Here is a 25,898-nt window from a genome sequence, read left to right as displayed (position 1 = left end):
AACGGATCGTCTCGCAGGCCTGTCTAGTTCCACGTGACTCTGACAAGCAACTCGCTCTTCGTGACGGCCCTCCTCGCCGCGGCCGCGCTGTTCGCGGCATCCGTACGGCTGTGGCCGCGGCTCGCGCGGCAGGGATGGCGGCCGGTCCTGGGCCGGATCGGCCTGGTCCTCGCCCTCCAGGTGCTGACCCTCTGCGCCGTCGGCCTCGCGGCGAACCGAAGCTTCCTGATCTACGGGTCCTGGGCCGAGCTGGCCGGACGGGAGAAGGCGCCCACCGTCAGCGGGCAGGACACGGGCGGCACTTCCGCGCTGAAGGTGACCGGCCGGCAGAAGCCGTGGGTGCCGGGCGGCGAGAGCAGACACCTGGGCGGGGAGATCGAGAAGGTCATGATCCAAGGGGAGCGCTCCAAGATCGCCACTCCGGCCTACGTCTACCTGCCGCCGGAGTACTTCCACAAGGGCAACGAGAACCGGGTCTTCCCCGCCGCCGTCGTCCTCACCGGCTTCCCCGGCACGGCGGAGAACCTGCTCAAGCCGCTGCCCTACCCGAAGACCGCGCTGAACCTGGTCAAGCAGAAGAAGATGAACCCGATGATCCTGGTGCTGATGCGGCCCACCGTCGCGCCGCCGGTCAACACCCAGTGCGTCGACATACCGGGCGGGCCGCAGACCGAGACCTTCTTCGGGGCCGACCTCCCGGAGGCCCTGTCCGGCGCCTACCGCATCGGGAAATCGCCCCGCGGCATGGGCATCATGGGCGACTCCACCGGCGGCTACTGCGCGCTGAAGATCGCCCTGCAGCACCCGGAGACCTACGCGGCGGGCGTGGGCCTGTCCGCGGACTACGCGCCCGAGATCGACGAGGACTCCGGAGACCTCTACCGCGGCGACGAGGAGGAGAAGAAGCGCTCCGACCTGCTGTGGAGCCTGGACCACCTCCCGCAGGGGAACACCTCCTTCCTCGTCACCACCTCGCTGCAGGGCGAGAGCAACTACCGCCCGACGCTGGACTTCATCGCGAAGGTGAAGAGCCCCGCCCGGGTCTCCTCGATCACCCTCGACCACGGCGGGCACAGCTTCAACACGTGGAACCGCGAGATCCCCCCGGCGCTGGAGTGGCTCAGCGGGCGCCTCGCCGCCGGATAGCGGGGATCACACCCCTCGGACGGACCGGTCGCGCACGCGGGTGAGCGCGGCCGGCGTGGGGCCCGCCGCCCGGACCCCGGCTACGCCGAACGGAGGGAGCGACGGCCCGCCTGCGGGCCCCGGCGGGACGCGGACCGTTGGATGGGACCGTCCGGGGGATCGCGGTCAGGGGCCGGAAGACGCGATCGGCGCGGCGCCCGCCCGAGGAGTGCACATGAGGCCGTTCGCGGCGCAAGGCCTACGGGCCGGAACACGCCGGGCCCAGCCCGCCATGCTGCTGCCCGCCGTACTGGTCGGCGCCGGAGCCGGGCTGGGAGCCGTGGTCTTCCGCTGGCTCGTCGAGGTCTTCACCCGGATCCTGTCCGGACACGACGACTACTCCACGGCCGGCCACGCCGACAACCCGTACGTGCCCTGGCTCGGACCGTACTTCGTCCTGTTCGCCCCCGTCGTCGCGGGCGCCCTCTACGGGCCCCTCGTCTACCGCTACGCCAAGGAGGCGCGCGGCCACGGCGTCCCCGAAGTGATGTACGCGGTCGCCCGCAAGGGCGGCCGGATCCCGGCACGGGTCGCCGTGGTGAAGTCCCTCGCGTCGGCGCTGTGCATCGGCGGCGGCGGTTCGGTGGGCCGCGAGGGCCCCATCGTGCAGATCGGGTCCGCCCTCGGGTCCGGCGCCGCATCGATCCTGCGCATGGGCGAGGAGCGGATGCGGCTGCTGGTCGCCTGCGGCGCCGCCGGCGGCATCGCGGCGACCTTCAACGCGCCCCTGGCCGGAGTCTTCTTCGCGATGGAACTGATCCTGCGCGACTTCACCGCCCGCGGCTTCGCCTTCGTGGCCGTCTCCTCGGTCACCGCGGTCGTGATCGGCCGCGAGGCCTTCGGCGACGAACGGTTCCTGCACCTCGTGCCCCTGGGCGTGGAACACCTGGCCTCCTACGCCCTGTTCGTGCTGCTCGGCGCGCTCGCCGGCGTCGTCGGGGTCCTCTTCACCAAGGTGCTCTACGGGGTCGAGGACCTCTGCGACGCGGTCTGGCGCGGCCCGGAATGGCTGCGCCCCGCTGCCGGTGGCTTCCTGCTGGGCGCGATCCTGCTCGCACTGCCCGAGATGTACGGGGTCGGCTACCCGGTGCTCGGCAAGGCCGCACTGGGCGGGTACGCGGTCGGGTTCCTCCTGGTGCTGCTCGTCGGCAAGATCCTCGCGTGCAGCGTCACCATCGGGATCGGCGGTTCCGGCGGGGTCTTCGCGCCGACCCTGTTCGTCGGCTCGATGCTCGGCAGCGCCTACGGCCAGACCATGGACCGCGTCCTGCCCGGCCTGACCGGCTCCGCCACCACCTACGCCGTCGTCGGCATGGCGGCGGTCTTCGCCGGAGCGGCCCGCGCGCCGATCACCGCCGTCGTCATCATCTACGAGCTGACCGGCGAGTACGGCGTCATCCTGCCGCTGATGGCGGCCGTCGCCATCGCCACCGGCATCAGCCAGGTGCTCAGCCGCGACACCGTCTACACGACCAAGCTCCGGCGCCGCGGGGTCGACCTCGACCTGACCGGACCGGCCGCCGTCGAGGTCCGGACCGCGATGGGACCGCCGCCCGCCCCGCTCGCACCCGGCACCGGCCTGCGCGCGGCGGTCACGGCGATGATCGAGGCGGACGCGGGCCGCCTCCCCGTCGTCGACGCGCGCGGCCGCTACGCGGGCTCGGTCGCCGCCCTCGCCCTCGCCCGGGCCCTGCACGAGGGCCGGCCCGGGGAGGAACCCGTCGAGACGGTACGGGACCACCCGCCCACCCTGCTCGCCCACCAGTCCCTGGAGGAGGCGCTGCCGCTGCTCGCGGCGGGCGAGGGCGACGGCCTCCCCGTCCTGGACGAGGACGGGCGCCACCTCCTGGGCTGGATCACCCACCGCTCGGCGCTCGCCGCCCTGCACTCCGCCGCCTGACCGGCGGTACGCCCGGCACCCGGGTCACGGAGGGGACGTCAGCCGGCACCCCGGTCGCGGAGGGGACGTCAGCCCGCGGTCTCGTAGCGGGCCGCCCTGTCCGAGACCGCCTTCAGCAGCGGGGCCAGCCCGTCGACCAGCTTCTGGTAGTCGGCGACCCGGCCGTCCGACCACTGGCCCAGTCCGACGGCCATGACCCGGCCCTGACTCGTGAAGGACTGCACCATCCCGCTGTCGGCCGGCAGGACCTTCAGGCCGGACCCGCGCGGCGGGGCCTGTGCGCCCACCTGGTAGTCGTCGAACGCCAGCGACAACCGCGTCACCAGCCGCACGGCGTCCCCTGGGTCCTTCAGCGTGAACAGGGCCAGGTTGTACTGGTTGTCGTGCGCGTCCTTGTACAGCGCGACCTGCTCGCCCACGCAGCCCGCGCCGTCGGCGAGGGCGGACGCGAGGCCCGGTCCGACCGAGTCGGGCTCGGTGCAGGACTTGAGGACGACCGCGCCCACCTTGGTGAACGTGCCGCCCTTTCCGTCCGGAACCTGGGCCGGGAACGCTTCGGCGAGAGGGATCATCGGCCGTTCGCCGGACGGGGCTGAGGACGCGGCCGGTCCCGCTCCCGGTCCCGATCGGTCCTTCGCCTTCGCTTCCGCCTCCGTGGAACTCGGCGCGGTCACACCGGCGTCGAACGGCGATCCGATGAACTCCAGCGCCACGAAGGCCAGTCCCGCCAGCAACAGGACGGCCAGGACGCCCCGGGGCCACGCCCGCTTCGGTGCGAACGCCTCCGCGGAGGGCGTCCCCGCGGCGTGCGCCAGGACGAAGGCGTTCCATTCGTCCTCGTCCGGACCGTTCCGACCTGCGGGTATCTCATTGCTTTCCGACACGTTGAAACCCTAGTGATCACCGCGGCCGGGCTGAAGACCCGGGGATCACGGACTCATCACTATCCGATGCGGGAAGGTGTTCCTTCATCCGGCGGATGATCTCGGTCCGCTGGCCGGCCCGGAGCGTGCCGGGGCAGGCGTGGGCCCCCCACGACGCCCCGCCCATGGAGTGGGTGCCCAGCCCCGGCTGGTCCGGGCGCTCGCTCAGCGCCGCGGGCCAGCCGTGTGCGCCGGCGCCCCAGGCGTAGATGCGGGCCACCGCGTCGACCTGGGCTTCGGTGAGCGTCCGGGTGGCGAAGCCGGAGGTCTCGACGGAGGCCCACGCGCCGTTGCCCTCCACCTGCGCCCAGGCCCGGTCGAGGACGGAGACGTACTGTTCCGTCTCCCCGTCCCGGGACACCCAGAAATGGGCGGAGGCCTTGAGCCCGGGCGTGCCGAAGCGCTCGTACAGGGACCCCTCGCCCTCCTGGACGTGGAGGACGAGCCCGCGCTGCGCGTCGCGCTCGCCGGCCACGTAGTTGCGTTCCAACGGCCTTCTGCTCACTCCCGGCATCCATCCCGAGGCGGGGGAAGGGGAGGTCGGTGCCTGAGGCCGTCCCCCGGCGCCGCGTTCGTCGACCCGCGGGTCGGGACCGCCGGGCCGGGCGGAGAGCAGGGAGCCCGCGGCCGCGGCCAGGAGCAGGGCTCCGCCGCCGGTGAGCAGGCGGCGCCTGCCGCCGGCCGGGGGGCCGGGCTTCCGGTGGTTCATCGGCGGTACCGGACTTCCTGAAGGTTCCTCGCAAAGGGAGAGTGAGTCTTCAGGGCCTTCATGATGGGAATTTGAGCGCTGGATGACCGTTTGATGACCGTGTGAGCGCCTCCGACTGTGACGAATTGGTCATCCGGCGCTCACCGCTCGCGCATACGGGGCACGGAGACTGGCGCCCGATACAGAACGGCACGAGCAAGGCGGTGTACGGCATGACTGCGGTACCGGTGGAGGGCGCGGCCCCCGAAGCGGAGGGACGGGAACCGGACGCGGAAGGGCCGGCGCACGGTCCCGCCGAGCCGGCCGGGCCGGTGGACGCGGTGGATGCGGTCGATGCGCCGGATGCGTCGGTTGTGGCAGACACGGTCAACGCGCCGGACACCCCGGATGCGGTCGACCCCCCGCCCCCGCCGCAGACACCGCGTCGGACGGTGGCCGGCCGGGTCCGGATCTGGGTGCCGGTCCTCCTCCTGCTGGGCGTCGCACTCGCCGTCGTGCAAGTGCTGAGGCCGCTGCCCGCTGCCGCCCTCGTACAGGGGGACGCGCCTGCCGCCTTCACCCTCGACGGCCGCTTCGACGTGCCCTGGCCGGAGAAGGGCCAGGCCGCCGTACGCGTGGGCGGCGCGGGCGACGTGGGGACCTTCGGGGAGCAGAAGCCCGTGCCGACGGCCAGCGTGGCCAAGGTGATGACGGCGTACGTGATCCTCAAGGGGCACCCGCTGAAGAAGGACGAGGCCGGCCCGTCCATCGAGTTGGACGCCAAGGCGGTCGCGGACGGCACCTTGGAGAACGAATCGCGCGTCGAGGGGCTGACGGCCGGAACCCGCTTCAGCCAGCAGGACATGCTCAAGATGCTGATGATCCCCTCGGGCAACAACATCGCCCGCCAGCTGGCCCGTTGGGATACCGGCAGTGACTCCGAGGCCGCCTTCGTGGAGAAGATGAACGCCGAGGCGCGGGCGCTCGGCATGACGGCCACCACGTACACCGACCCGAGCGGGCTCGACGCCAAGACCGTGAGCACCGCCGTCGATCAGCTGAGGCTGGCCGAGGCCGTCATGGCGCTCGACGCCTTCCGGGCCGTCGTCCAACTGCCCAGCGCCACCATCCCCGGCCTGCCTCGGCAGATCGTCAACAACAACGACGACCTCCTCGTCTCCCCGCTCAGCGTCAGGGGCATCAAGACGGGCTCCAGCTCGCCGGCCGGCGGCGCGCTGATGTGGGCGGCGTACAAGACCGTGGGCGACAAGACCCCGCTGATCCTCGGCACGATGCTCGACCAGCACGTGACCGGCGCCGACCCCAACGGCTCCAACAGCCTGATCCTGGTGAAGGACAACAGCAAGAAGGTCATCGAGGCCGTCCGCGCGGCCCTGACCTCCGCCACCGTGGTCAAGAAGGGCCAGGTCCTCGGCTACGTCGACGACGGGCTCGGCACCCGCACGCCGGTGGTGGCCACCCGGGACACCGCCGCCGTCGCCGTGCCGGGACAGAGGATCGAACTGAGCCTGGCCGTAGGCGAGAAGGGCATTGCGCGCCAGGGCCGGGCGGGTACCGAGGTCGGCGTACTGACCATCGGCACCGGACCCGGTGCGCCGCGGGTCCCAGCGGCGCTCGGGACGGACCTCTCCGAACCGTCCCTCGGCGCGAGGCTCACGCGCCTCGGATGACGAGAGGAAGCAGCACACCATGCCGACGGCATCGGAAATCTTGCGCCGATCTGCGGGGACCGCGGTGGTGGCCCTGGCCGCGGGCGTTCTGTCCGCGTACATCGCGGTGGCCGGTGACGGCGACGGACTGGACGTGACCGCCGCCGGCCGCTTCGCCTCCGGCTACGTCCCCTACACCGCGCTCGTCTTCGCCGTGGCGGCCACCGCCCCCACCGCCGCGCACGCGGTCGCGCGGGCGGTGGTCTCCCAGCTGATCATGGTGTGGGGCTACTACACGTGGGGTCCGATGACCAACTTCACCGCCACGCCCGACCGGGCCCTGCACTACGCGGAGAGGTGGAGCATGGTCGCCCTCACCGCCGTACCGATCGCCGCGCTGTGCGCCTTCGCGGTGGGTTGGGCGGTCCGGAGCATGCTGGCACCCCGGACGGCCCGGGCCGCGGACGGTGCGGAAGCTTGAGCCCGGCTCCGGTCCCGGCTCCGGTCCTGGAGTTGGCTCCGCTAAGGAATTGCCGGTCGGGCGGCCGCCCAGCGGCTCCACGCGGGAATGACCTCGCGGGCCTCGAACCAGTCCCGTTCTCGGGGCTACCGGCCGGCGATCGGAGGGACCGCGCGGCGGCCGCCCGCCGCGGCCGCTTCGCCGGCGGCCCCTGCCGGTGGGCGCCGGACCCGCCGCGGGTGAGGCATGATCGGGGGATGTCTGATCGCATCATCGCCGCCTGTGACGGGGCGGCCAAGGGAAATCCCGGGCCGGCCGCATGGGCCTGGGTCATCGCCGACGCCCACGGGCACCCCGAGCGCTGGGAGGCCGGACCCCTCGGTCGGGCCACCAACAACGTGGGGGAACTGACCGCGCTGCAGCGGCTGCTGGAGGCGGTGTCCCCCGGTACGGCCGTGCAGGTGCGGATGGACTCCCAGTACGCCATGAAGGCCGTGACGCAGTGGCTCCCGGCCTGGAAGCGCAACGGCTGGAAGACGGCGGCGGGCAAGCCGGTGGCCAACCGCGAGCTCGTGGAGAGCATCGACGCACTGCTGGTGGAACGGGACGTGGAGTTCCGCTACGTCCCCGCTCACCGCGAGGACGGCGACCACCTGAACGCGATCGCCGACCAGGCGGCCAGCGACGCGGCCGTCAGCCAGGAACCGGCCGGAACCGCGCTGGGGCACGCGGCCATGCCGATCCCGGCGCCGGCGCGCAGTACGCCGGCCCGTACCGCGCCCGCCCGGCGCGGGTCGACGGCGGCGGGAACCGGCGCCGCTCCCGCCCGCAAGACCGGGTCCGCGCGGGGGAGCGCGACCATCAAGGCCAAGTTCCCCGGAACGTGCCCCTGCGGCAAGCCGTACCCGGCGGGCGAGAAGATCACCAAGCTCGGTTCCCGCTGGGGACACCCGGGCTGCGCCGACGCCGAATAGCCGGAAGCCGGCCGAGTGCCGGGTCGGGGCCGAGCAGGGGGCCCGGCCGGGCGGGGTTCGGGGGAGGGGTCAGCTGATCTGCCAGCGCTGGTAGGCCGAGACGGGGCCCGTTTGCTGGGTGGCGGGGGAGCCGTCCGCGCCCGACGCGGTCGTCAGGAGGAGGCCGCTCTTCTTGTTGGTCACCGAGTGGTCACCGGAGCCGAGCGCCGTGATCAGCCAGCGCTGGCCGTCACCGCTGCCGCAGGTGGCCTGGACCACCGCCGCGCCCGGGGCGGTGGAGCCGCCCGCCACGTCCGCGCAAAGGTTGGACGAGCCGTTGGCCATGGTGTAGCTGCCGTCGGTGTTCAGGGTGAGCCGCCACTGCTGGTTGGCGCCGCCGTGGGGCGTCCAGGTGATCAGCTGGGTTCCGGAGGTGCTGGAGCTCGCCGGGTCGTCGAGTGCCTTCCCGGCCGCGGTGAGCGTCCGGGTCCCGCTCAACTGGCCTCCGTACACCTCGAACTCGTACAAGGAGTAGCCGTACGCGGTGCCGCGCTGGGTGGCGTACAAGCGGATGTAGCGGCCCGAGCCGGACAGCCCGGTCAGGTCCTGGACCCCGCCCGTGCCGGCCGTGGTCGAGTACGCGGTGCGCCAGGTGGTCTTGTCGTCGGACAGCTGGATCTGGAAGGCCTTGCCGTATGCGGCCTCCCACCGCAGGACCACGCGGTTCACGGCCTGGATCGACCCGAGGTCGACCTGGAGCCACTGCGGGTCGCTGTACGAGCTCGACCAGCGGGTGCCGGGATCACCGTCGGTGGCCCGCGCGGCGGGGAAGCTCGCGGTCTCGGTACTGGAGGCGGTGGTGGGCCGGTTGCGGGCGAGATTGCCCGGCTGTGCGAGGCCCGGCCAGGCGGGGTTGTGGCCGACCGAGGCCACGATCGTGGCGAAGTCCGCGTAGGCGGCGACCAACTTGGGTGAGCCCCAGGTCTGTTGGGCCAAGCCGCGCAGCGGGTTCTGGATGCCGGCGGCGATCTGAGTCTCCGTCTCGGCGTTGGGGTTGTCGCACCACACGTGGATGAGCGAGCCGGGGTTCTTCGAGGTGTCGGTGAGGGTCGCGCCGCCCTCGAAGCGGTCCGGCGTCCAGGTCTCGTACATCCACTTGGTGTCCGGCTTGGCGCCGCCGAGCACGTAATAGGTGGGCGTCCAAGACTCGTTGGCGACCGTGTGGCCGGCCGCGACCAGCTGTTGCGGGGTGAGTCCGTAGCTGTACCAGTACTCGACGAGGATGTCGGCGTTCGGCGTGACGGTCCCGTCGCCCGCCTTGATGCCGTCGTTCCACATCCGGGTGGTCTTGCCGCCGGCCCGGACCAGGCCGTCGGCCCAGTTCACGAACCCGTAGTACGTGTCCTTGGCCGTGGCGTTCGAGCCGTAGTGGGCGCGGGCGTAGCTCAGCAGCTGCGGATACTTGCTGTAGTCGGTCACGTACTCGTCCGCGCCGATGTGCCAGTACGGGGCCGGGAACAGGGGCAGGTACTCGTTGATCAGGTCCTTGACCAGGGTGTAAGAGCCGGGCAGGGACAGGTCGATGAAGTCCGGACTGACCGCGCCCGAACTGCTCTTGAGCTTGAGCTCGGGGTGGGCGGCCAGGATCTGGTTCATGTGCCCGGGGGTGTCGATCTCCGGCACGATCGTGACGTGGTACTTCTGCCCCAGCGCGACCAGGTCGGCGATGTCCTGTTTCGAATAGTGGTCGGCGGAGACGATCTCGGGATGCGTCGCACTCTCCAGCCGGAAGCCGAAGGTGTCCGACAGGTGGAAGTGGAAGTAGTTCAGCTTGAGGTAGGCGAGCTCCTTGACGTGCTGCTTGACCCAGTCCACGGTGAAGAACTTCCGGCCCTGGTCGATCATGAGCCCGCGCTCGGCCTTGGTGGGCCAGTCCACCGCCGTTCCGGCCGGCACCGAAGCGGACTGGTGCAGCAACTGCAGTACCGTGCGGGTGCCGTTGAACGCCCCGGTGTCCGTGGCCGCCTGCAGGGAGACGGACTGCCCGACGGTCATCCGGTACCCCTCGGCGGGCAGCGAGGCGTCGCCGAGGCTCAGGCGGATGTCGCCCGGGGAGGCGCTCCCGGTGGCCACGGCCACCGTGCGCCCGGCCAGTGCGCCCAGGTCCTCGGCGAACGTGGCTGCCTCGTCCGCGAGTTGGGTGGTGTAGGCCGGATCGACGACGATCCGGCTGCTGCTCGTGAAGCCGTACGTACCGGTGGCGGCCGTCCACTGCCGCAGAGCCGGCACGGTCTGCGGCGCTCCGGCGGCAGCGGCCGCCGGCAAGGGCCCGGCGGCCGTGGCGGAGGCGCCGGTACCGGGCAGGGAGAGGGCGGCCACCGCCAAGGCGGAGGCGGTGAGGAATCCGAGCAGGCGCATGACGAGTCCCCAAGCGTGGTGAGAGGAGGGGGAGTGCACGGCGGCGTCCCCCTCCAGCCGTGACTGCTGGAGGGAGTGGCCAAAGTGCAGCGCAGCGCCCGAGCCATGTCAAGAGATGCTTGAAACTCCGTCCGAATGAGCATGATCGAGCATGGAGGCCGCGGAATCCGCCGCCAGCCCCGCCAGTAGACGCAGCGCCGCATCGGAGGGGGAGGACTCGGGGGCGCTGTAGAGCAGCATCCGATGGCCGGTGCCGTCGCTCAGCCGCAGGTTCTCGAAGTCCAGGGTCATCGCACCCACGGCCGGATGGTGCAGCGCCTTGGTTCCGATGGTGCAGTCGCGTACCGGATGCTTGGACCACAAGTCCGCGAATTCGGGGCTCCGCAGCATCAGGGAGCCGATCAGTTCGGCGAGCGCGCGGTCCTCGGGATTGCGCCCGGCGACCAGCCGCAGCGCGGACAGGGCCACGCGGGCCTCGTGCTTCCAGTCGGTGTACAACTCCCGGGTGTGCGGGTCGAGGAACAGCATCCGGGTCAGATTGGGGCGTACGGCCGGGTCGTCCGGGCTGGTGAAGCCGAGGTGTCCGGCGAGCAGGGCATGGCCCAGCGGATTCCACGCGAGCACGTCGTTGCGGCCGTCCAGCACCACGGCGGGCACCCCCGGCATCGCGCCGATCAGCCGGCGCGTGGCGGCCCGCGCGTATTCGGGCCGGGGAGACCTCACCCGCTTGGCCTTCGGCGGCCGTGCGAGGTCCCTTAGGTGTGCGTGCTCGTCCGGGGTCAGGCGCAGGGCGCGGGCGAGCGAATCGAGCACGCTGTCCGAGGCGTTCGTACTCTGCCCCTGCTCCAGGTGCGTGTAGTACGTGATGCTCACGCCGGCGAGCAGCGCGAGCTCCTCACGGCGCAGGCCGGGCACGCGCCGGCGGGTGCCGTGGGCCGGCAGCCCGACGTCCTCCGGCTGGAGCCGGGCGCGGCGGTTGCGGAGGAAGTCTCCCAGGGCGGTGGCTGTGTCCATGCCCTCCAGTGTGCCGAGGAGCCGTCGCGAACGGGGCTCGCGAGGGTGGCCCTGGCAGTGACAGCTTCCACGGTGCCGGCACAGCCAGGGGGCTGGGTAACACCCGGCGGCCGGGCCAGAGTCGCTTCCCGGAACACCTTCCGCCGTGTGTGAGGGAAAGGACGCAGGACGATGTCTGTTGCGCAAGGAAGTCGGCAGGGGAGTCGGCGAGGAGCCGGGGCGGGAAGCGGGCAGGGAACCGGGCAAGGAAGCGGGCAAGGAAGCGGGCAGGGGGAAGGGCCGGTCGGTCTCGAGGGCCGGCAGGCCCTGGTCCTGACGGTCCTGCTCGTGGCCCAGTTCATGCTGGCGGTCGACTTCTCGATCCTGAACGTGGCGCTGCCGGTGATCGGTGACGGGCTCGGCTTCTCGCTCTCGAACCTCCAGTGGATCGCGACGTCGTTCGCGCTCAGTGCCGCCGGGTTCACCCTCCTGTTCGGCCGGATCGCGGACCTGTTCGGCCGCCGCCGACTCTTCCTGGCGGGGCTCGCGGTGCTGGCCCTGTCCTCCCTGGCCGGAGGCCTGGCCACCACCCCTGAAATGCTCCTGGCCGCCCGGGTCCTGCAGGGCCTGGCCACCGCCGCGGTCACCCCGGCGGGCCTGTCCCTCCTGACGACCTCCTTCCCGGAGGGCCCGCTGCGCCAGAAGGCCCTGGGCCTCAACGGCGCCCTGATGTCGGCCGGTTTCACCACGGGCGCCGTCCTGGGCGGGGTCCTGACGGACCTGCTCTCCTGGCGGTGGGCGTTCTTCGTCAACGTCCCCGTCGCTCTCGCGGTCCTCGCCGTCGCCCCGGCGGTCATCAAGGAATCCCGCCCCACCACCCGCCCGAAGCTCGATCTGCCGGGTGCCACCACGGTCACCTTGGGCCTGCTGGCCCTGATCTACGGCCTGACGCGTGCGGGCGAGCACGGCTGGGGCTCGGCGTCGGCGCTGGTGTGGCTCGCCGCGGGGGTGGCCCTCCTGATCGCCTTCTACGTCGTCGAGTCCAAGGCGGCGGCCCCCCTCGTCCCCGTCTCGGTGCTGAAGAAGCCCTCGGTCGCCTGGGGCAACACCGCCGGTCTGGTCGCCTTCCTGACGGAGACGAGCCTGGTCTTCCTGATGACGCTCCACCTCCAGGAGGTCCTCGGCTTCTCCCCGCTGACGGCCGGTCTCTCCTTCGGCGTCCTGGGCATCGGTACGGTCGTCGGAGGCTCCCTCGCGCCCCGGGTCATCTCCGCCACGAGCACCCGTACGACCCTGATCGCCGGAGGGCTCCTCCAAGCGGCGGCCACCGTGAGCCTCGTCGCCATCGGCGAGTCCCGTACCGGAATGTGGCTGCTTCTGATCGCGACCTTCGTCGGCGGCGTCGGCAACATGCTGGTGATCGTCGGCTTCATGGTCACCGCCACCACCGGCCTGGCCGATCACGAGCAGGGCATGGCCACCGGCCTCGCCACGATGACCCAGCAGATCGGCATCACGATGGGAACCCCCGTCATGAGCGCGGTCGTCGCGACCCGGACCGACATCCACTCCGGCATCACCACCGCGATCGTGGTGAACACGGCGATCGTCCTGGCCGGGACCCTGGCCACGGTCCTCTTCCTCGGCCGGACCACCGACCGCCGCCGGGCGGTGGCCGGCTCGTGAGTCGGCCGAAGTGGTTCGACGCGGTTCAGAACGTCCACCGCGTATGGGTGTAGATCCCGTTGTCCCGGCCGAAGCCGTACGCCGTGGCCGGTGCCAGCGCGAACACCACGGCGGCGCCCTTGCGGAACTCGTCCCCGATGCCGTGGAAGGTCCCCTCGGGCGAAGTGATGTGGCGCCCGTACTTCGCCTCGTACGCGGAGATCACCTCCTCCAGTACCGCGGGATCGGCGACCGGCTCCGCCGTGCCCTCGACCACGAGGTCGAGTCCTTCCGTGAGGGAGTTCCCCCCGGTGGTCAGCGCGCAGTGCCCGTCATGGGCGAGGTTCCTCGCCTTCTGCTCACCCGTGCCGGTGGAGAAGTACAGCGCTCCGTCGTGCCAGGCGGCGATCACGGGAGTGACGTGCAGCCGGCCGTCGGGCCGCACCGTGGACACCCAGAAGATCTCGGCGGTCTCCAACTGTCTCTGGGCCTCGGCCCACTCGGTGGCGGTGACGTCCGCGGCACCCGGGAGCGGGTGGAGCGCCGAGCTGTAACGGGCGTCGAGTTCGGTCGTGGGCCGCGCTGCCGGTCCGCGCGTTCGCATCGTGGATCCCTTCCTCTCCCTCGTGGTGCGGACCGGCGGCCGCGCGACCGGCGGCGTGCCTCGCGGCGTCCTCTACTTGGAGGCCGTCGCGCAGGCGGTCCCCGCCGTTGCCTTGGTCACGCCGCTCGAGGTCAGGCCGGACACGCACGTGTCCTGCGCGCCGGTCGATCCGGCGGAGCACGCCGACCGGACGGATTCGGGGGCCTCGCCGCCCTTCAGCTCCCGCTCGACCTGGTTGATGCAGGCCGACACGTCGGCGTGGGCGGCGGGGGCGGTGAGGACCGCGCCTCCGAGGGCGAGGGTCAGGCCGGTGAGGGCTCCTGCGATACGGGTCGACGTGCGCATGGGACGTACCTGCTCTCCGGGGTCGCCGCGGGTCCGGCACCGGGCGTGCCGGAAGCACCTGGGAACGGCGCCGAGCGCGCGGTCGACGTACGGCCACGGGGCTGTGTCCCCCGCACCGGACCGGCTCGGCAGGGCATCCGCTCCCTCATTCGACGCTAGATCAGCCCCCCGCCGCCCGCACTCGCTGGGCCTCGCGAAAGGTCCGTGCCGTCCGACCGGGCAGGGCGTTCCGGCCGGGGTCCTTCCCGGGGACGGGCGCGCCTTCACATCGACACGGAGCGCGTACGTGCCGGACGGGCCGGCTGCGGCGCTCGGCCACAGGGAGTGCCGCGGTCCGGAGTGGCGTTGTTCGAATTCTGTTCGATACGGTGGTTGTATCTGGTCAGGGTGGCTGGAAAGGGGTGGTCGGTCGATCGGAGGTGGCCCGTGAGTGGCTGTGCACACCTTCATGCCGCGAGCGGCTACTCGGCCCGCTACGGGGCTTCTCACCCTTCTGACCTGGTGAAACGAGCTGCCGAGCGGGGGATCGGCACGCTCGCGCTCACCGACCGGGACACCGTCGCCGGAGCGGTCCGCTTCGCGAAGGCGGCCATCGGGGCAGGGGTCCGGCCGGTCTTCGGGGTCGATGTCGCCGTCGCTCCGTTCGGTCCCACCACACCGTTCGATTCCGCCGGCCCGTTCGGTTCCGCAGGCCCGTTCGCAGGCCCGTTCGCAGGCCCGTTCGTCGGTCCGTTCGGTCCCGGGGATCCCGCGGCTCCCGGCGACCCGGCCGGACTCGCCGGCCCCGCCGACCCCGGCGGTCCAGCCGGGCCCGGGGCTCCCGCGGGTCTCGCCGGCCCCCTCGGGCTCGGCGTTCCCGGCGGTCCAGCCGGGAACAGAGGCCCCACCCGCCCCACCAGCCCTGGCGGGGCCCGGCCGCGGACGCCCGTGCGGGGTGGGGCGTACGTTGCCGAGCCCGCTCTGCGGGTCACGCTCCTCGCGCGGGACGCGGGCGGTTGGGCACGGTTGTGCCGGCTGCTCTCCGCCGCCCACGCGGACGCCGCCGGCGGGCCGCCGGTCGTGTCCCGGGCGGTGTTGGAGCGGTACGCCGACCACGGCTTGGTGGTCCTGCTCGGACCGGTGTCCGAGCCCGTACGGGCCCTCGCGGCCGGCCGGCCCGACGTGGCCGAGCGGCTCCTCGCCCCGTGGCGGGAGATCGCGGGTCCGGACCTGCGGCTGGAGGTGCTCTGGTACGGGCTCTCCGGCACCGGGCCGGGCTCGCTGCGGCTGGCCGCCCGCACCCTCGCCCTGGCCGACCGGCTCGGTATCCCGGCGGTCCTCACCAACGCGGTCCGCTACGCCGATCCCGCCCAGCACCGCATCGCCGACGTGCTGGACGCGGCCCGGCTGCTGCGCCCGATCGACCGCCGCCGGCTCGACTGCGGAGAGCGCTGGCTGAAGGGGCCGGCCGCGATGGAGGAGGCCGCCGAGCGGATCGCCGCCGCCGCGGGCTCGCACGCGGGCTCCGGCTGCGGCCGGGCGGCGGAGCTGCTCGCGGAGACCGCGCGTACGGCGGAGCTGTGCGCCGTCGACCCGGTGGCCTTCCTCGGCCTCGGCACCGGGCGGCCCGCCTTTCCCGAGCCGGAGGTGGTCGGCGCCGACCCCGGTCCGGGCGGCGCCGCGGCCCTGCTCCGCCGACGCTGCGAGGAGGGCATGTTCGCGCGCGGCCTGGACCGCGACCGGCGGGCGGTCGAGCGGCTGGAGTACGAGCTCGGGGTGATCGGGAAGCTGGGCTTCGAGTCCTACTTCCTGGCGGTCGCACAGGTCGTCGCGGACATCCGGTCCATGGGGATCCGGGTCGCCGCCCGTGGGTCCGGTGCCGGGAGCATGGTCAACCACGCGCTCTTCATCGCCACGGCCAACCCCCTCGAACACCATCTGCTCTTCGAGCGCTTCCTCAGCGTCCGCAGGCTCTCGCTCCCCGACATCGACCTCGACGTGGAATCGGCCCGCCGGCTGGAGGTCTACGACAAGATCATCGAACGGTTCGGCACCGAGCGGGTGGCCGTCGCCGCGATGCCGGAAACGTACCGGGCCCGCCACGCCCTGCGCGACACGGGCCTCGCCCTCGGCCTGGCCCCGCAGATCGTGGACCGGATCGCGAAGTCCTTCCCGCACATCCGGGCCTGCGACATCCGCGACGCGCTGAACACCCTGCCGGAACTGAAGCAGCTCGCGAGCGAGGCCGACGGGTTCGGACCGCTGTGGGAGCTCGCGGAGGGCCTGGACGCCCTGCCGCGCGGCTACGCCATGCACCCGTGCGGAGTGGTCCTCTCCAACGCCTCCCTGCTCGACCGGCTGCCCGTACAGCCCACCCCGGGCGGCCGGTACCCGATGGTCCAGGCGGACAAGGAGGACGTCGAGGACCTCGGCCTCGTCAAGCTGGACGTCCTGGGGGTACGGATGCAATCGGCGATGGCGCACGCCGTCGCCGAGATCCGCCGCACCACCGGGCGCCAGATCGACCTCGACAACCCCGACCACGTCCGGCTGGACGACCCCGGAGCGTTCGAGCTGATCAGGCAGGCCCGCACCGTGGGGATGTTCCAGCTGGAGAGCCCCGGCCAGCAAGACCTCGTCAGCAGGCTCCAGCCGCGCGGCGTCCAGGACGTCATCGCCGACATCAGCCTGTTCCGGCCGGGCCCGGTCAAGGGCGGCATGCCCGCCCTCTACATCGCGGCCCGCCACGGCGCCGCCCCCCGCTACCCCCACCCCGACCTGGAGCCCGTACTCGCCGACACCTACGGCGTGACCATCTGGCACGAGCAGATCATCGACATCTTCGCGGTGATGACCGGCTGCGACCGGGCGCTGGGCGATATCGCGCGCCGCGCCCTCGCCGCCCGCGACCGGCTGCCCCGGGTGGAGGCCTGGTTCCGGCGGCAGGCGGGCGCCCGCGGCTACGGCACGGAGGTCCTCGACGAGGTCTGGGAGATCGTCGCGGCGTTCGGCGCGTACGGGTTCTGCCGCGCGCACGCCGTCGCCTTCGCCGTGCCCGCGCTCCAGTCGGCCTGGCTCAAGGCCCACCACCCCGCGGCCCTCTACGCCGGACTGCTGGAGCACGACCCCGGAATGTGGCCGCCCCGGGTGATCGTCTCCGACGCCCGCCGCCACGGCGTGCCGGTCCTGCCCGTGGACGTCAACCGCTCCGAGACCGGCCACCGCGTCGAGCGGACGCCGGACGGTACGTGGGGGGTGCGGCTGTCACTGTCGTCGGTGAAGGGGATCAGCGAGGAGCAGACCGCCCGGATCGCCGCCAACCAGCCCTACGGCGGCCTGCAGGACTTCTGGGAGCGGGCGCGCCCCGCGCTGCCGGTCGCCGAGCGCTTGATCCGGATCGGAGCCCTCGACACCCTGCGCGGGCCGCTCACCCGCCGCGACCTCCTCCTCCAGGTGTCCGAGCTCCACCGCCACACCCGCGCCCGCGCGGCCGACGGACAACTGGCCCTCGGCGGCGAACTCGTCACCGCCGAACCGTCCGGCCTGCCGGAGATGACCAGCCGCGAGGCCCTCACCGCCGAGATCGACATCCTGTCCATCGACGTCTCCCAGCACCTGATGGAGCACCACCACCGCCTGCTCCGCGAGATCGGCGCCACCGACTCCGCGCACCTCGCGACGATGAGCCCGGGCCGGCCTGTCCTCGTCGCCGGCGTCCGGGCCTCCACCCAGACGCCCCCGATCCCCTCGGGCAAGAGGATCATCTTCGTGACCTTGGAGGACGGCAGCGGGCTCGTCGACGTCGCGTTCTTCGAAGACAGCCACGATGCCTGCGCCCACACGGTCTTCCACTCCGGGCTGCTCCTGGTCCGGGGCACCGTCGAGGCCCGCGGCCCGCGCCGCACCGTCGTCGGGCAGATGGTGTGGAACCTCGAGGAGATCGCCGCAGCGCGCCGGGACCGCGGCCCCGAAGCCGCCCTCGCCCTCCTCGGCCGCGCCGATCCCGCCCCCACCCCCGCCCAGGGCGGCGTCCCGGAGCACGCCCCCGCCGACGGCACCCCGCGCACATCCGCCGCCGGCACCCGGCGCACCCTCGCCAACGGCACCAGCGGCGCCCGTCTCCACCCGTACGCGGACCTCCAGCCCGCCGGCACCCGCGCCGCCGACCTCACATCCCTCGGCTACACCAGCCCCGGATCGGCGGGGTGATCACGATGACCGGTGGGGCGTCGTCACACGGGGAACCGGACCGCCACGCGGATCACCCGGCGGACCGGGCCCGCCGGACCGTCCCCCGGGACGACCGGCGCCATCGAGCCCCCTCCGTCCACCGCGCGCGGCATGCGTCCCCTGCGGGACGCGGCCCGGACCGGCCGGCGGGGAGCCCGGCCGAGCGCACGCGAGGAGAGCCGCGATGACGCGGACCGGCAGGCCGGACAGGAGCCCGTCGGGCAGCGGGTGCGATGCCCCGCGCTCGAAGCAGATCCTCCACGCCCGGTTCCACCTCCCCCGGGGAGCCGACGCCGACCTCTACGGGCACCTCCTCGACCTCGCCGCCGACATCACCCCCCGCGTCCAGCCGGTCCCGCCCGACGCCGCCGACCTCGACATCACCGGAGCCCTGCGCTACTGGCAGCGCGACGCCGAAGAGCTGGCCGCCCTCCTGCGGCTGCGCACCGTCGCCCTCCACGGCGTGCCGACGACCTGCGCCGTCGCGCCCAACCGCATGCTCGCGACGATGACGGCCGCCTCCACGCCCCTCGGCGCCGCCACCGTCCTCACCGAGGCCGAGGTCACCGCCTGGCTGCGGCCCCGGCCCGTCGCCGCCCTCTACGGAGTCGGCCCCGCCACCGCCGCCTCGCTGGCGACGTACGGGCTGCACACCGTCGGAGACCTCGCCGACGCGCCCCTGCCCGCCCTGACCAGGATCTTCGGCTCGGCCACCGGACGCGCCCTGCACGCCCGCGCCCGCGGCGAGGACCTCCGCCCGGTCGACGCCCACCCCGTACCCAAGTCCTTCAGCGCCGGCCACCCCTTCGACGCCGACTGCCTCGACGCGGCCCAGCACCACCGTGCCCTCCTCGGCCTGGCCCACCGGATCGGCGCCCGCCTGCGCGAGGAGGACCGGGCGGCCACGGGCCTGACCCTCACCGTCCGCTACGCCGACCGCACCACGTCCACCCGGAGCCGGGCCCTGGCCGAACCCACCCACCACACCCACCCCCTGACCCGCGCCGCCTACGAGCTGTACGGGCTCCTCGGCCTCCAGCGCGCACGCGTACGCTCCTTCGACCTCCGCGCCGAAGCCCTGTGTCCCGCCTCCGAGGCCAGGAGACAGCTCGCCTTCGACCCGGCCGATGACCAGGCGGTCGCCGTCGAGGCCGCCGCCGACCGCGCCCGCGCCCGCTACGGCCCCGACGCCGTCAAACCGGCGACCCTCGCCGGTGCGCGGGGGCGGGCGTAGGAGCGGCTGCGCACGCACCGCGGACGGCGGGCCGGACGAACAAATCCCGCAAAACAAAAACACCCCGGCCGATTGAGGCCGGGGTGTTTGTTTGTGTATATTTGACGTTTCACATCTTCGCTATTCGCCGCGGTGAAGTGAAAAAGCTTATGGGGACACTGTAGCGCGTCAGGAGTGGAATTGTCAACCGAAGAATTCCGGAATGAGCAGCAATTCATCACCTCTCTCTACGCACGCCTCGACGACCTGCGTGACGAGGCCGAACGCGCCGTGCAGGGCGCGCTCGCCGCGTCTGACAGCGGGTTCCAGGCGCGGCTGGAACGGGATGTCATGGTCGCCGAACAGTCCGGTCTGCTTTCCGCTCTGAACACGGGCGAGAACGGTCTTTGTTTCGGCAGGCTCGAGTTCTCCGACGGATCGGACCACCACATCGGCCGTATCGGAATCAGGCAGGACGACCGGGACCGCACGCCCCTCGTGCTCGATTGGCGGGCCGATGTGGCACGCCCGTTCTACCTCGCCACCGGGTATTCCCCCATGGGGCTCCGCCGACGCCGCCACATCACCACCCGGGGCCGCCGGGTCACCGCCCTGCACGACGAGATCCTCGACCTCGCCGACACCGAGCGCACGGGCCACGAGGGGGCCGACGCGGACGCCGTGCTGCTCTCCGCGCTCGATGCCGCGCGGACCGGCCGGATGCACGACATCGTGCAGACCATCCAGGCCGAACAGGACCGCGTCATCCGCTCCACCCACCGCGGGATCCTGGTCGTGGAGGGCGGACCGGGCACCGGCAAGACCGCCGTGGCCCTGCACCGGGCCGCGTACCTCCTCTACGCGCACCGCGAGCTGCTCGCCAAGCGCGGTGTGCTGATCGTCGGGCCGAACCCGGCCTTCCTCGGCTACATCGGCGAGGTCCTCCCGGCCCTCGGCGAGACCGGGGTACTGCTCGCCACCCCTGGCGAGCTGTTCCCGGGCATCCGCGCGACCGGCCGCGACCGCCCGGGCGCCGCGGCGGTCAAGGGGAGCGCGCGGATGGCCGAGATCCTCGAGCGCGTCGTGAGCGAGCGCCAGACGCTGCCCGAGACCGTGCCCGCCGGCAGCGGCGAGGACGCCGACGTGGTCCCCGAAGCGGCCCTGGAGGTCGACCACGACGACTACGGGACGCTCCTGCTCGACCGGACCATGGCCCACGAGGCCCGCGACCGGGCCCGCGCCACCGGCCTCCCGCACAACCTGGCGCGCCCGTACTTCGCGTTCCGGATCATCGACGCGCTCACCGAGCAGCTCGCCGACAGGCTCGGCGCGGACCCCTACGGCGGCCCCAACCTGCTGGGACCGGACGACATCGCCCAGCTGGGCAAGGAGATCGCGACCAGCGCCGAGGTGCACGCCGCCATCGACACGCTGTGGCCGTCGCTCACGCCCCGGCGGCTGATCGCCGACTACCTCGCCGATCCCACGCATCTTCCCGAGCGGGAAGCCGAGTTGATCCGCCGTACGAGGACGGGCGACGCGGACTGGACCCCGGCGGACGTCCCGCTGCTCGACGAGGCCGCCGAGCTGCTCGGGGTCGACGACACCGCGCGGCGGGCCGCCGAGGAGCGCGAGCGCCTCGAGCGCGTCGCGTACGCGCAGGGCGTCCTGGACCTGTCGGCGGGCTCGGAGAGCTACGAGTTCGAGGACGCGGAGAGCGAGTTCCTCGCGGCCCACGACATCATCGACGCGGAGCGCATGGCCGAGCGGCAGGAGGAGGACGACCACCGCAGCGCGGCCGAACGGGCCGCCGCCGACCGGACCTGGGCCTTCGGGCACGTCATCGTGGACGAGGCGCAGGAGCTGTCCGCCATGGCGTGGCGGCTCCTGATGAGGCGCTGCCCGACCCGTTCCATGACCCTGGTCGGCGACCCGGCCCAGACCGGCGACGAGGCGGGCTGCGGGTCGTGGCAGCAGATCCTGGCCCCCTACGTCGAGGACCGCTGGGAGCTGGTCCGCCTCGCAGTCAACTACCGGACCCCCGCCGAGATCATGGACGTCGCGGCCGCCGTGCTCCGGGCCCGCCACCCCGGTTTCGAGCCGCCGAGCTCGATCCGCTCCACCGGACGACGGCCCTGGGTGGTGCGGACGGACGACATCGCCGCGGCGCTCGCCCGGGCGGTGCGGGACCACGCCCCCGCCGAGGGCCGCCTCGCGGTGATCGCACCGCGCCCGCTGCACGGGACGCTGGCCGCCGCGCTGCCCGGGGTACGGGCGGGGGAGGAGCCGGACCTCACCCACCCGGTCGTCCTGCTGGACCCGCGCCAGGCCAAGGGGCTGGAATTCGACACCGTGCTCGTCGTGGAGCCGGCGGACCACGAGCCCAGCGATCTCTACGTGGCCCTGACGCGCGCCACCCAGACCCTGGGGGTGCTGCACACCGGCCGGCTTCCCCAGGGCCTGAGCGAACAGCCGTAGACCGGACCCCGGGCCGCCGCCGGCGGAACGCCGGCGGTCGGCCGCCCGGCACCGGATCACGACGCGGGGGCGGTAGCGGGCTGCTGACGGGTCGTGACCCTTGGCACAAGCACGCTGGTCAGCCGGATGCAGTGGGCTATGTTGGGATCACGGAGCGGCACTACAGGGAGGACCGGCGGTGTCATCGGGTCAGCAGGCGCGCGCACAAGCGGCCGCGATCACGCCGAGCGGGCAGGCGGCCGACCACCAGCGTGCCCCCGCCGACCGGGTCCGGGCTCTGTTCGACGGGCATCCGCTCTCCCCGGGACAGCGACGGATCGCCCAGTACCTCGTCGACCACCTCACCGAAGCGGCGTTCCTCTCGATCACCGAACTCGCCGAGCGGGCCGGAGTGAGCCAGCCGTCCGTGACCCGCTTCGCGGCCGCCCTCGGATTCAGCGGCTATCCGGCCCTGCGCGACGTGCTCCAGCCAATCGCGCTCAGCGCGGTGGCCGGCGCCCCGGACAGCCCCGAGCAGGCCCGCCGCAATGAGCTCCAGGCGGCGGTCGACGCCGAGATCGAGAACCTGCGCAATGTGCGCAGGCTGCTCGCCGACACCAACCAGGTGCTCGACATCGGCCGCGAGCTGGCCCGCTCGGTCCCGCTGACGGTGGTCGGGCTGCGGATCTCCGTCTCCCTGGCGGAGTACTTCGCGTACGCCGCCCGCCGCATCCACCCCGACGTGCGCCTGGTGACCGGCGGCGGCAGCGTGGCCTACGACGCGCTGCTCCAGGCGCGGGCGGCGGGCGGCAGCTGGGTACTGGCCTTCGCGATGCCCCGGCACGCCAAGGAGACCCTGGCGGCGCTGCGGGTGGCGCGCAGCGCGGGGCTGCGGATCGCGCTGATCACGGACGGCACCCTGGGGCCGCTGGTGGACGAGGCCGACGTGGCGTTGACGGCCGGTACCGGTTCGCGGCTGGTCTTCGATTCGTACGCGGCGCCGGGCGTGCTGTCCGCCGCGCTCCTCCAGGCGATGTCCGACGCCGACCCCGAACGGACACAGGCGCGCCTCGAAAGCTATGAGCAGGCCGCTGACCAGCACGGATTCTTCCTCTAAAAGAGCCCAGTGACAGGCTGTCGCCGGTTCGAGAAGGGCCGACGAGGAGCGATATTCAGCCATCCAGCGGGCATGAATATTTTCATGCGCTTGCTTACTCAACGGTATATATGTTTACTGATGGCGGCGCGGGCATCCGTCAAGACGCCAGGGAGAACGACCCCACGTGCTCCCAGAACAGACACCCGGTGCGACGCCCTCCTCCTCACGTCGCACCAGGTGTCCCGTCCGGCCTTCGGATCCCGCAGTGCCCCTGCGGCCTCGGCCAACCCCTGGGCCGAGGCCGCCCCCGGCACCTCATCGATCGCAGTCCGACACCTTGTGGAAGCGGCAGGAATGTCTCAGACGACACTCACCACGCACAGCCCGGACTGGCCCTGCCAGGTCAAGCGCCCCGGGAACCACGACTGGGAGCGCACGGCCACCCGATGGCTGCGCGACCTGGTACCGGCCCGCTACGCCGGTTACTCGACCTTGACGCGCAGCCCCGTGCTGCTCGCACGCCATGCCCAGCTGCAGGTGCAGCACGAGATGCGCGCCGTACGCGTGGCCATGGAGACCAGCCGCGCCGAACTCCCCGCCCTCGGGGTGGCCGAGGCGGTCATCGAGACCTCGATCAGGATGTACGCCGGAGAGCTGCGGCAGCTCGCCCACCTGGCCCGGGCCATCCGCCTCGTCGGCGAAGCCCTCGCCCACGGCTCGTCCCGCGCGCGGTAGGAAAGGGCGCGCCGGCCGCCGCCTAGGCGGCGGTGACGCCCGTCAGCTGCTCCGCGATGACCTCGGCTGACGGGAACCGCATGCCGAGCGTGGAGACGTGCTTCCAGTGCAGGGTGCCGTCCGGCGCGATGACGAAGACGGCCCGCCGCAGGCCGATCACGGGCGCGGAGATGCCCAGGGCGCGGGCCACCTCCCGGTCGGTGTCGGCGAGAAGCGGCATCCGCAGGCCGCGGGCCCGCGCGAAGGCCTCGTGGCTGTCGACGCCCTGCGGGCTGATGCCCCACACCTGGGCACCGCAGGCGCCGAGCGCCTCCAGTCCGTCGGAGTAGGAGCACAACTGCGCGGTGCACACGGGGGTGTTGTCGCCGGGGTAGAAGGCGAGAACGACCGGGTTCCCGCGCTGCTCGCCGAGCGAGTACCTTCCGCGTACGAAGGCGTCTTCGATGAGCTGACCGCCGGGGAGCGAGAAATCGCCCACGACGTCGCCCACGTCCGGGATTCGGGTCACGATGGCCGCACCTCTCTGTCGTCGAGGGGCGTACGGTACCCGGTCGCGCCCGCCGCGTCGCAGGCCGCAGGCCGCGGCAGGCCGCGGCCGTCCGGGCGGGGCGCACAGAACACTCGCCGCGTCTGCGCTCACCGGCGGCCGCGCGGGTCCTCAGTACGGCCCGCCGCGGAAGTACAGGGACGATGCCGGGCGGGGGCGGTCGCCGCGTTCGTGCGCGGCGTCGGACCTGTCGGCGGGGGAGGGGCTCCCGGCCAGGGCGCGGAGCGTGTCCAGGCCGGCCAGGACATCGGAGCGGTTCCCCGCGGTCTTCATCCAGGCGGGCAGCCGGGGGAACAGCGCCCGTGTCGGGCTTCCGGTGCCGCGCTCGCGCAACCGGGCGCCGACGTAGGCGGCCAGCGCGTCGACGTGCTCCTCGTTGTAAGCCCACAGGACATGCCCGGCGCACCGGGTCTGCAGCCACAGGGGCCGCCGGAAGAACGGGTCCTCGGTGCCGCCGAGAGCCACGCCCCGCAGCCCGGCTCCCTCGATCCCGGCCTCCCACTCGGCGACCGCGCCGCAGCGGGCGCACGTCATGCGGCGGGGCCGGAAGAGCAGCTCGGTGTAGTGGGTGAGCTCGGGAAGGCCGGGACGGGGCGAGACCAGCGCCCGGCCGCCGCACCGGGGGCAGGCCACGAGCACGCGCTCGGCGAAGCGGTCCAGGGCGAAGCCCGGGTCGCGGTGCCGGGACGGTTCGCCGCGCGATGCGGAGTCCATGACGGCCACGATGCCAGACCTGCGGGGCGGTCTCCGGCGCGGGGGTCGGCGCATCTGCGTCGAGCTACTGCTGTGGCCGGGAAGGTGTGCCGGGTCGCGGTGTTCGGTGTGGTGCATCTCCCCCAGCTACCACTGGGAGGTGCCACCGGGGCGGAGGGCCACGGTTCGTACCGGACGTACCGCCGTGGCCCGACAACGCGGCGAGGTGCCGTGCCTGGCGCCGCGACCCGGCACACCTTCCCGGTCACAGCACTAGGCGCCGCCGGAGCGACCGTGTACGTCACCGGCCGCAGCAGCGCCGCCGGGCCGTACCAACTCCGTACGGAGGGCGGCCCGCCGCGTCGCCCGAGCGGCCGAACCGGGGCCCCCGCGGCATCGCCGTGGTGGCGATCGCGCCCGGATTCCTGCGCTCGGAGGCCCTGTTGGAGCACTTCGGGATTGCCGGTGCCAACTGGCGCGACGACGTGGCCCCTTGGCGACCCGCTGCGACACCTGCCGGGGCGGGTCCATCCGCATGGTGAGATGCCTTGCCGCGCAGCAGCGGCCGCGTGCCAGACTCTCCCGCATGTCGCGCCAGCTGAAGATTAGCGCCGGCGTGCCGGCCCCGAGCTGACTGCGATGCCCCCAGCAGCTCACCGCCCGCACGCAGACCTCTCGCATCCGCGAGGGGTCTTCTTGTTTTCCGGGCCCACGCACCCTCCCGCTCTGCGACCCTCTCACCCCGGCCGGCAAAGCCCCCGCCCCAGGACAGGAGCCCACCACTCATGACCCGCAGCGATGTTCTTCCCGCCGTCTCCGTCGTTCCCGCTGTTCCCGCCGTGCGCGCCGCGCGGGCCGGTGCCCCCGCCTGTCACATGCTGACCGTCACCGTCCAGGACGGCGGCCATGCCCTGACCCGGATCGCCGCGATGCTCAACAACCTCTCCGTCAGGGCGCTTTCCTTCAGGGCCTCCGAAGGCGGCGGCCCCGCCGTCTGCGAGATCGTCGTGCCCGCCACCGACTCGCCCCGCGCCCAGGCCAAGCTGCTGCGCTGCGTCGAGGTCGTGGGGCTCACGGCCCGTCTGGCGCCGGACCTCCCGGTCGGCTGAACGGCGCGCATCGTCCACGGTTCCGCCTGCCG

20 protein-coding genes are annotated in these 25,898 nt (G+C 72.8%); 12 read left to right on the top strand and 8 right to left on the bottom strand.

Going from position 1 to position 25,898, the window contains the following annotated elements:
- Positions 1-33 precede the first annotated feature (33 nt).
- Together ACFWBY_RS04335 and ACFWBY_RS04330 are read left to right on the top strand one after the other, a co-directional pair.
- Positions 34-1,146, top strand: coding sequence for an alpha/beta hydrolase (locus ACFWBY_RS04335; protein WP_385329805.1), 1,113 nt, complete (start codon positions 34-36; stop codon positions 1,144-1,146).
- Between the two features lie 214 nt (positions 1,147-1,360).
- Positions 1,361-3,085 carry a chloride channel protein gene (locus ACFWBY_RS04330; RefSeq protein ID WP_385329802.1) on the top strand — a complete coding sequence of 575 codons (1,725 nt, stop codon included), beginning with the start codon at positions 1,361-1,363 and terminating at the stop codon, positions 3,083-3,085.
- A 68-nt stretch (positions 3,086-3,153) separates the two neighbouring features.
- On the opposite strand, the gene ACFWBY_RS04325 is transcribed toward ACFWBY_RS04330, so the two are convergent.
- Positions 3,154-3,969, bottom strand: coding sequence for a hypothetical protein (locus ACFWBY_RS04325; RefSeq protein WP_385329799.1), 816 nt, complete (start codon positions 3,967-3,969; stop codon positions 3,154-3,156).
- Positions 3,970-3,985: 16 nt separating this feature from the next.
- A complete protein-coding gene (locus ACFWBY_RS04320; protein ID WP_385329796.1) occupies positions 3,986-4,717 on the bottom strand; it encodes an N-acetylmuramoyl-L-alanine amidase in 732 nt (243 codons plus the stop codon).
- Positions 4,718-4,929: 212 nt separating this feature from the next.
- On the opposite strand from ACFWBY_RS04320, the gene ACFWBY_RS04315 reads away from it, so the two are divergent.
- From ACFWBY_RS04315 to ACFWBY_RS04305, 3 genes are all read left to right on the top strand, one after another.
- Positions 4,930-6,387, top strand: a complete 1,458-nt coding sequence (locus ACFWBY_RS04315) for a D-alanyl-D-alanine carboxypeptidase family protein (RefSeq protein WP_385329793.1) — start codon at positions 4,930-4,932, stop codon at positions 6,385-6,387.
- Positions 6,388-6,406: 19 nt separating this feature from the next.
- Entirely contained in the window at positions 6,407-6,847 is a 441-nt protein-coding gene (locus ACFWBY_RS04310; RefSeq protein ID WP_385329790.1) for a hypothetical protein, read from the top strand.
- Between the two features lie 236 nt (positions 6,848-7,083).
- Complete coding sequence (locus tag ACFWBY_RS04305) at positions 7,084-7,800, top strand: ribonuclease H (RefSeq protein ID WP_385329788.1); 717 nt, start codon at positions 7,084-7,086, stop codon at positions 7,798-7,800.
- A 69-nt stretch (positions 7,801-7,869) separates the two neighbouring features.
- Here ACFWBY_RS04305 and ACFWBY_RS04300 read toward each other — a convergent pair whose 3' ends face one another.
- The gene (locus tag ACFWBY_RS04300; RefSeq protein WP_385329784.1) at positions 7,870-10,197 is read right to left on the bottom strand and encodes a family 20 glycosylhydrolase; all 2,328 of its coding nucleotides are present in this window, start codon (positions 10,195-10,197) and stop codon (positions 7,870-7,872) included.
- Between the two features lie 108 nt (positions 10,198-10,305).
- Positions 10,306-11,211 (bottom strand): helix-turn-helix transcriptional regulator, encoded by a 906-nt coding sequence (locus tag ACFWBY_RS04295; RefSeq protein ID WP_385329781.1) that lies wholly within the window; start codon positions 11,209-11,211, stop codon positions 10,306-10,308.
- 171 nt (positions 11,212-11,382) lie between these two features.
- Here ACFWBY_RS04295 and ACFWBY_RS04290 point away from each other — a divergent pair, with 171 nt between their 5' ends.
- On the top strand, positions 11,383-12,876 hold the full coding sequence (locus ACFWBY_RS04290; protein WP_385329778.1) for an MFS transporter: 1,494 nt from the start codon (positions 11,383-11,385) through the stop codon (positions 12,874-12,876).
- A gap of 25 nt (positions 12,877-12,901) precedes the next feature.
- On the opposite strand, the gene ACFWBY_RS04285 is transcribed toward ACFWBY_RS04290, so the two are convergent.
- Positions 12,902-13,459 carry a pyridoxamine 5'-phosphate oxidase family protein gene (locus tag ACFWBY_RS04285; RefSeq protein WP_385329776.1) on the bottom strand — a complete coding sequence of 186 codons (558 nt, stop codon included), beginning with the start codon at positions 13,457-13,459 and terminating at the stop codon, positions 12,902-12,904.
- 72 nt (positions 13,460-13,531) lie between these two features.
- Positions 13,532-13,804, bottom strand: a complete 273-nt coding sequence (locus ACFWBY_RS04280) for a hypothetical protein (RefSeq protein ID WP_385329773.1) — start codon at positions 13,802-13,804, stop codon at positions 13,532-13,534.
- Positions 13,805-14,230: 426 nt separating this feature from the next.
- Between ACFWBY_RS04280 and ACFWBY_RS04275 the strand changes: the two genes are divergently transcribed.
- The 5 genes from ACFWBY_RS04275 (at position 14,231) to ACFWBY_RS04255 (ending at position 23,517) form a co-directional block, all read left to right on the top strand.
- Positions 14,231-17,992, top strand: coding sequence for a DNA polymerase III subunit alpha (locus tag ACFWBY_RS04275; protein ID WP_385329770.1), 3,762 nt, complete (start codon positions 14,231-14,233; stop codon positions 17,990-17,992).
- Positions 17,993-18,197: 205 nt separating this feature from the next.
- A complete protein-coding gene (locus ACFWBY_RS04270; protein ID WP_385329768.1) occupies positions 18,198-19,247 on the top strand; it encodes a hypothetical protein in 1,050 nt (349 codons plus the stop codon).
- Positions 19,248-19,427: 180 nt separating this feature from the next.
- Entirely contained in the window at positions 19,428-21,704 is a 2,277-nt protein-coding gene (locus tag ACFWBY_RS04265; RefSeq protein ID WP_385329765.1) for a HelD family protein, read from the top strand.
- A 178-nt stretch (positions 21,705-21,882) separates the two neighbouring features.
- On the top strand, positions 21,883-22,800 hold the full coding sequence (locus ACFWBY_RS04260) for a MurR/RpiR family transcriptional regulator (protein WP_385329762.1): 918 nt from the start codon (positions 21,883-21,885) through the stop codon (positions 22,798-22,800).
- Between the two features lie 336 nt (positions 22,801-23,136).
- Positions 23,137-23,517 (top strand): hypothetical protein, encoded by a 381-nt coding sequence (locus ACFWBY_RS04255; RefSeq protein WP_385329759.1) that lies wholly within the window; start codon positions 23,137-23,139, stop codon positions 23,515-23,517.
- Positions 23,518-23,539: 22 nt separating this feature from the next.
- Here ACFWBY_RS04255 and ACFWBY_RS04250 read toward each other — a convergent pair whose 3' ends face one another.
- The gene (locus tag ACFWBY_RS04250; RefSeq protein WP_385329756.1) at positions 23,540-24,025 is read right to left on the bottom strand and encodes a peroxiredoxin family protein; all 486 of its coding nucleotides are present in this window, start codon (positions 24,023-24,025) and stop codon (positions 23,540-23,542) included.
- A gap of 150 nt (positions 24,026-24,175) precedes the next feature.
- Positions 24,176-24,778, bottom strand: coding sequence for a hypothetical protein (locus ACFWBY_RS04245; protein ID WP_385329753.1), 603 nt, complete (start codon positions 24,776-24,778; stop codon positions 24,176-24,178).
- A 764-nt stretch (positions 24,779-25,542) separates the two neighbouring features.
- Between ACFWBY_RS04245 and ACFWBY_RS04240 the strand changes: the two genes are divergently transcribed.
- Entirely contained in the window at positions 25,543-25,866 is a 324-nt protein-coding gene (locus ACFWBY_RS04240) for a hypothetical protein (RefSeq protein ID WP_385329751.1), read from the top strand.
- The last annotated feature ends 32 nt before the right edge of the window (positions 25,867-25,898 follow it).

Source organism: Streptomyces sp. NPDC060049 (assembly GCF_042736715.1).
Lineage (GTDB): Bacteria > Actinomycetota > Actinomycetes > Streptomycetales > Streptomycetaceae > Streptomyces.
The sequence above is the reverse complement of the archived record's forward strand: the minus strand, read 5'-3'. Positions and strand labels throughout refer to the sequence as shown.